Genomic DNA, 6,175 nt, shown 5'->3' on the forward strand with positions numbered 1-6,175 from the left:
CTCAGGCTGCGGCCTTAGCCGAGTCCTTCAACAGTTTTGCAACGCGCTCGGATGGCTGTGCGCCAACGCTCAGCCAGTAGGCTACGCGCTCTTGGTTCACGGACAGACGAACTTCTTGACCACGAGCAACAGGGTTGAAGAAACCAACCTGTTCCTTGTGCGAACCGTCGCGCGGGTTGCGGCTGTCGGTTACGGTCAAGTGGTAAAACGGGCGCTTTTTGGAGCCGCCAAGGGCAAGACGGATTGTTAGCATGTGAACATCGTTCCTGTAGTCGGTGCTGCAAATCTAAATGCACAGCGGGCATAGGTGCCCGAAAGGCCGCATATTCTAAGGAATATCCGGACTTTTGCAAATGTCTTTTTCTGGCGCCTATCAGCGTGCCACTCAGATCTGCTATAGAGCCGTCGGTTAAAACGGCGAGTCAGCTCCCGCTAACCGCGGGTTTGCTGGAGATCCCACGTCCCTGTGGGTCGGAGCGCAAGCAAGCTTGCGCTCGAATACTTTTTACATTTTCGGCATGCCGCCGCCGGGCAACATACCGCCCATGCCGCGCATCATCTTGGCCATCCCGCCTTTGGCGGAGAATTTCTTCATCATCTTCTGCATCTGCTTGTGCTGCTTGATCAAGCGACCGATGTCCTGCACCTGGGTGCCGGAGCCCATGGCGATCCGACGTTTGCGCGAACCACTGATCAGCTCAGGGTCGCGGCGCTCGGCCGGGGTCATGGAGTTGATGATGGCTTCCATCTGCTTGAACTGCTTCTCTGCCGCGCCCTGGGCATTGCCCATTTGCGCCAGGTTCACACCGCCGATGTTCGGCAGCTTGTCCATCAGGCCGCCAAGGCCGCCCATGTTCTTCATTTGTTGCAGTTGGTCACGGAAGTCTTCGAGGTCGAAGCCCTTGCCCTTCTTCAGCTTTTTAGCAAGCTTGTCGGCTTTGTCTTTGTCGAGCGTGGCTTCGGCCTGCTCGATCAGGCTGAGCACGTCGCCCATGCCGAGGATGCGCGAGGCGATACGTTCAGGGTGGAACGGCTCGAGCGCATCGCTCTTCTCGCCCATACCGATGAATTTGATCGGCTTGCCGGTGATGGCGCGTACCGACAGCGCGGCACCGCCACGGGCGTCACCGTCGACCTTGGTCAGGATCACGCCGGTGAGCGGCAGTGCATCGCCGAAAGCCTTGGCGGTGTTGGCCGCATCCTGGCCGGTCATGGCGTCGACCACGAACAGCGTCTCGACCGGGTTGATCGCGGCATGCAACGCCTTGATCTCGCCCATCATCTCTTCGTCGATGTGCAGGCGACCGGCGGTATCGACGATGACCACGTCGATGAATTTGAGCTTGGCTTCTTTAATAGCCGCGTTGGCAATGTCGACCGGCTTCTGGCTCAGGTCGGACGGGAAGAAGGTCACACCGACTTCGCCTGCGAGCATTTCCAGCTGCTTGATCGCGGCCGGACGGTAGACGTCAGCCGATACCACCATGACCGACTTCTTCTTGCGCTCTTTAAGGAAGCGCGCCAGCTTGCCGGCGGTGGTGGTTTTACCCGCGCCCTGCAGACCGGCCATCAGCACAACGGCCGGTGGCACGGCGCTGAGGTTCAAGTCTTCGTTGGCTGCGCCCATCAGGCTTTCGAGTTCGGCCTGGACGACCTTCACAAATGCCTGGCCCGGCGTCAGGCTGCGGGACACTTCGGTGCCCACTGCGCGCTCTTTGACCGAGTTGACGAAGTCCTTGACCACAGGCAAGGCCACGTCGGCTTCCAGCAACGCCATGCGCACTTCACGCAGGGTGTCTTTAATATTGTCCTCGGTCAGCTTGGCCTTGCCGGTGACATGGCGCAGCGTCTGCGAGAGACGGTCAGTCAAGTTTTCAAACATGCGCGATCCTTTCAGGCCCTATTCATCGAAATGCAGTGGTGACCGAGGTAATGGCGGCCCAGGCTGTGGTAAATCGCTATTAAAAACAGCGCTCAGCAAGCCTGCGGCGTGGGCAGGTCGCGGATTATAGCGAAGACTGCGCCGCTGCACACGCGCTGTCTGGCCCGGGAGTCTTTCGTGCAGCGCAGGTGTGTGCCAAACTCAGCGCCTTTCGGGCTTGTCTATCAGGATTTATGGTCCCCTTGTCACCCAGTTTGCTACCCAGCCTCGCCGCCGCCCTTTTATATGCCGCTGCGACTCTCTATCAGGGCACTCGTCTGGCCCAAGGCACTAAAGCGGACAAACGTCTGCTGGTGGGCCTGGGCGTCGTCGCCCTGCTGGCTCACGCCGCGAGCCTGTTCACCCACCTGATGACGCCGGTCGGCTTGGGCCTGGACTTTTTCAGCGCCGCCAGCCTGATCGCCGCTGCCGTTATCGCGCTGACCTTGCTGGCCTGCTACCGCATTCCGGTCGAAAACCTGTTGGTGCTGCTATTCCCGCTGGGAATGCTGACCGTGCTGCTGGCGCAATTCACGCCAACAGGCACCGTGCAGGTCATCGACGAAGAGCCGGGCATCCTGGCGCACATCCTGTTGTCGATCCTGGCCTACGGCATGTTCACCATCGCGGTGTTCCAGGCCTTGCTCCTGCTGCTGCAAGATCACCAACTTAAAAACAAGCACCCGTCCGGGCTGATCAAGAACTTCCCGCCACTGCAAACCATGGAAAGCCTGCTGTTTGGTTTCCTCTGGGCCGGCTGGACGCTGCTGTCGCTGTCGCTGATCTCCGGCTGGCTGTTCGTCGAGAACCTGTTCGCCCAGCACCTGGTGCACAAAACCCTGCTGGCGTGCCTGGCCTGGGTGGTGTTCAGCGTGCTGTTGTGGGGGCGTAACCGTCTCGGCTGGCGCGGGCACAAGGCGATCCGCTGGACCCTGGCCGGTTTCTGCCTGCTGATGCTGGCCTACTTCGGCAGCAAGCTGGTTCGCGAATACATCCTGCATATCTGACGGGCAGCAATAATGGACAACTTGCCCCTTGGGCCGATGCTCGCGGTAATCGCCCTGCTGATCTTATGGGCGGCGCTGTTTACCGCCATCGAAGCCGCACAACAACACCTGCTGGCCATACGCCCTGGCACACGCCAAGGCGACAAGGCCGCCGCCCGCCTGAACTTCCCACGTAACAGCCTGATCCTGTGCAACAGCCTGTGTCGGGCGGCCGTGGTGATCCTGTGCACGTTGCTGGCGATTTATGCCTGGGCGCAAAACGGCCCGTGGCTCGGCTGGCTGATCTCCTGCGCCATCCTGCTGATACTTGCCGACTATCTGCCCCGTGCGCTGGCCGTTCGTCACCCCCAAGCCGTGCTGGGTTTCGGTAATACGCTGCTGGGCGTCCCGCTGAAAATCCTTTATCCACTGGCCTGGCTGCTCAACGGCATCAGCCTGTTGCTGTTACGCCCCTTCGCGCGCAAATCCGGCGTGGTGAAAAAGAGCGACGAGCCGTTGCCCGAGCATGACGACGAACCGGAGCCCGAGGCCAACGACAATCGCACGCCCGGCCTGCCAGGCATCCACGCCCTGGACAACATCACGGTCAACGACATCCTGGTGCCGCGCAGTGAAGTGGATGGCATCAACCTGGATGACTCGGTCGAAGCCATCATCGAGCAACTACGCACGTCCCAGCGCACGCGCCTGCCGGTGTTTCACAGCGACATCAACCAGGTGCAAGCGGTGCTCAACACTCGCCAGATCCAGCACTTGCTGCCCGACGCCAGCCTGACCAAAGAAGCCTTGCTCGCCGCCTGCCACGAACCCTACTTCGTGCCGGAAAGCACGCCACTGCAATTGCAGCTGCTGAACTTCCATAAACAGCAACGGCGCCTGGGCATGGTGGTGGACGAATACGGCGAAGTGCTGGGCATCGTCACCCTGGAAGATATCCTCGAAGAAATCGTCGGCGAATTCGAAAGCGACCAGGCTGTGGATAACCCGCACATCGAAGCCCAACCTGATGGCCGCTACATCATCGACGGCGCCGCCTCGATCCGCGAACTGAACAAAAGCCTGGGCTGGCACTTGCCCAGTGACGGCCCCAAGACCCTCAATGGCCTGGTTACCGAGGCGCTGGAGACTATTCCGGACTGTGCGGTGTGCCTGAAAATCGGCCGCTACCGCCTGGAAATCCTCGAGACCGAGGACAACCGCGTGAGCAAGGTGCTGATCTGGCATACCAGCCGCGTGCCGGTAGCTGCATAACTTCCCCTGACACCACTCGATCCAATGTGGGAGCTGGCTTGCCTGCGATGCAGGCACCTCGGTCATTCAGTTGAACCGAGGTGATGCCATCGCAGGCAAGCCAGCTCCCACACAAGCCAATCCCCACACAAGCCAGCTCCCACATTTAGATTATTTGCCTGCCAACGCCCCCTTGTTGGATCTACAAACCCCTTCCTATAATCGGCTCGGCTTACCCAAGCCCCGCCCGACCGCGTGCTACCCGCACTCAGCGCGTCCAGGCACCGCCTTACCGTGTCTGACCGGTGTTTGCTCCCATCCCGAGCCGCTCCGCTTACAACCCTGATCCATGGGTGTTCGACCAATAATAATCCGCGTCCAAACGCGCAATGACCGTCAGGGATACTGCCATGAGCACCACCTACAACGAGGCCGCACCCGCCGCCCCGCTCAACTCGACCGCACGGGTTGCCACTGCCAGCATCGTCGGCACTGCCATCGAGTTCTACGATTTCTATATCTACGCCACCGCTGCGGCACTGGTGATTGGCCCGGTGTTCTTCCCACAGACCTCCGGCACCGCGCAGATGCTGGCGTCGTTCCTGACCTTCGGTATCGCCTTTATTGCCCGCCCGCTGGGCTCGGCGCTGTTCGGCCACTTCGGCGACCGTATCGGGCGCAAATCTACCCTCGTCGCCTCGCTGCTGCTGATGGGCGTGTGTACCACCCTGATCGGCTTGCTGCCGGGCTATGACAGCATTGGCGCTTGGGCGCCGATCCTGCTGTGTGTGCTGCGCTTCGGCCAGGGCCTGGGCCTTGGCGGCGAATGGGGCGGCGCGGCGCTGCTGGCCACCGAGAACGCCCCCAAGGGCAAGCGCGCCTGGTTCGGCATGTTCCCGCAACTGGGTCCGTCAATTGGTTTTCTGGCAGCCAATGGCCTGTTCCTGATCCTGGCCATGAGCCTCAACGACGAGCAGTTCCGCAGCTGGGGCTGGCGCATCCCGTTCATCCTCAGCGCAGCGCTGGTGATGGTCGGCCTGTATGCGCGGCTCAAGCTGCACGAAACGCCGGTATTCGCCAACGCCGTGGCCAAAGAGGCGCCGGTGAAAGTGCCGCTGGTAGAGCTGTTCAGCCAGCATTGGCTGCCGGTGCTGCTGGGCGCCGCGTCGATGGTGGTGTGCTATGCGCTGTTTTACATCACCACCGCATTTTCTTTGAGCTACGGGGTTTCGACCTTGGGCTACAGCCGTGAGATGTTCCTCGGTTTACTGTGCTTTGCGGTGCTGTTCATGGGGTTGGCCACGCCGCTGGCAGCCTTGGCCAGTGATCGCTACGGGCGCAAGCCGGTGCTGATCGTCGGCGCGGTGCTGGCGATTTTGTCGGGTTTCACCATGGAGCCGCTGCTGACCCACGGTTCAACTTGGGCGGTGGCGTTGTTCCTGGCGCTGGAACTGTTCCTGATGGGCATCACGTTTGCCCCGATGGGCGCGATGCTGCCGGAACTGTTCCCGACCCGCGTGCGTTATACCGGCGCTTCGGCGGCGTATAACCTCGGTGGGATTGTCGGCGCGTCGGCCGCACCGTTTTTTGCAACCAAGCTGGTGGCGATGGGTGGGCTGAGTTATGTCGGCGGGTATGTGTCGGCGGCAGCGTTGCTCAGCTTGATTGCTGTGCTGTGCCTGAAAGAGACGCGGGATAATGATTTGAACAAGGTCGCCTGAAGCCGATCGTTCCCACGCTCCGCGTGGGAATGCCTCTTGTGACGCTCCGCGTCACGCTTTGGGACGCAGAGCGTCCCGGGCTGCATTCCCACGCAGAGCGTCACTAGTGTCCGGTAAACATGTTTCATAGCTGAAGGCTGCCTTGGGCAGCCTTCAGCTTTTCTCGCTCCTGCCTTCGTCGATCCCTCAACTCTGGCGTCGCGGGCCGTTCGTGCAGGACATGAGATATGCGAACCGTCAGCTCAAACAACGAACCGGTAAATTCTGAGCGACGATGGTAAAGGTGCAATAACAAG

Annotated in this window: 5 protein-coding genes; 3 read left to right on the top strand and 2 right to left on the bottom strand. The window is 60.7% G+C overall.

Annotation, left to right across the window (positions count from 1 at the left end; all coding sequences use genetic code 11):
• Nucleotide 1 precedes the first annotated feature (1 nt).
• Nucleotides 2-253: a 30S ribosomal protein S16 gene (gene rpsP / locus HBO23_RS23650; protein WP_003175899.1), complete on the bottom strand. Its 252-nt coding sequence runs from the start codon at nucleotides 251-253 to the stop codon at nucleotides 2-4.
• Between the two features lie 252 nt (nucleotides 254-505).
• Nucleotides 506-1,882 carry a signal recognition particle protein gene (gene ffh, locus HBO23_RS23655; RefSeq protein ID WP_017139724.1) on the bottom strand — a complete coding sequence of 459 codons (1,377 nt, stop codon included), beginning with the start codon at nucleotides 1,880-1,882 and terminating at the stop codon, nucleotides 506-508.
• Between the two features lie 242 nt (nucleotides 1,883-2,124).
• Between ffh and ccsA the strand changes: the two genes are divergently transcribed.
• The 3 genes from ccsA (at nucleotide 2,125) to HBO23_RS23670 (ending at nucleotide 5,879) form a co-directional block, all read left to right on the top strand.
• Nucleotides 2,125-2,928, top strand: coding sequence for a cytochrome c biogenesis protein CcsA (ccsA, locus tag HBO23_RS23660; RefSeq protein ID WP_169985211.1), 804 nt, complete (start codon nucleotides 2,125-2,127; stop codon nucleotides 2,926-2,928).
• Between the two features lie 12 nt (nucleotides 2,929-2,940).
• Nucleotides 2,941-4,179 (top strand): transporter associated domain-containing protein, encoded by a 1,239-nt coding sequence (locus HBO23_RS23665; protein WP_170039940.1) that lies wholly within the window; start codon nucleotides 2,941-2,943, stop codon nucleotides 4,177-4,179.
• A gap of 389 nt (nucleotides 4,180-4,568) precedes the next feature.
• Nucleotides 4,569-5,879, top strand: a complete 1,311-nt coding sequence (locus HBO23_RS23670; protein ID WP_017139721.1) for an MFS transporter — start codon at nucleotides 4,569-4,571, stop codon at nucleotides 5,877-5,879.
• Nucleotides 5,880-6,175: the final 296 nt, after the last annotated feature.

The sequence above is a fragment of the Pseudomonas sp. WS 5532 genome (assembly GCF_012985445.1).
GTDB classification, from domain to species: domain Bacteria; phylum Pseudomonadota; class Gammaproteobacteria; order Pseudomonadales; family Pseudomonadaceae; genus Aquipseudomonas; species Aquipseudomonas edaphica.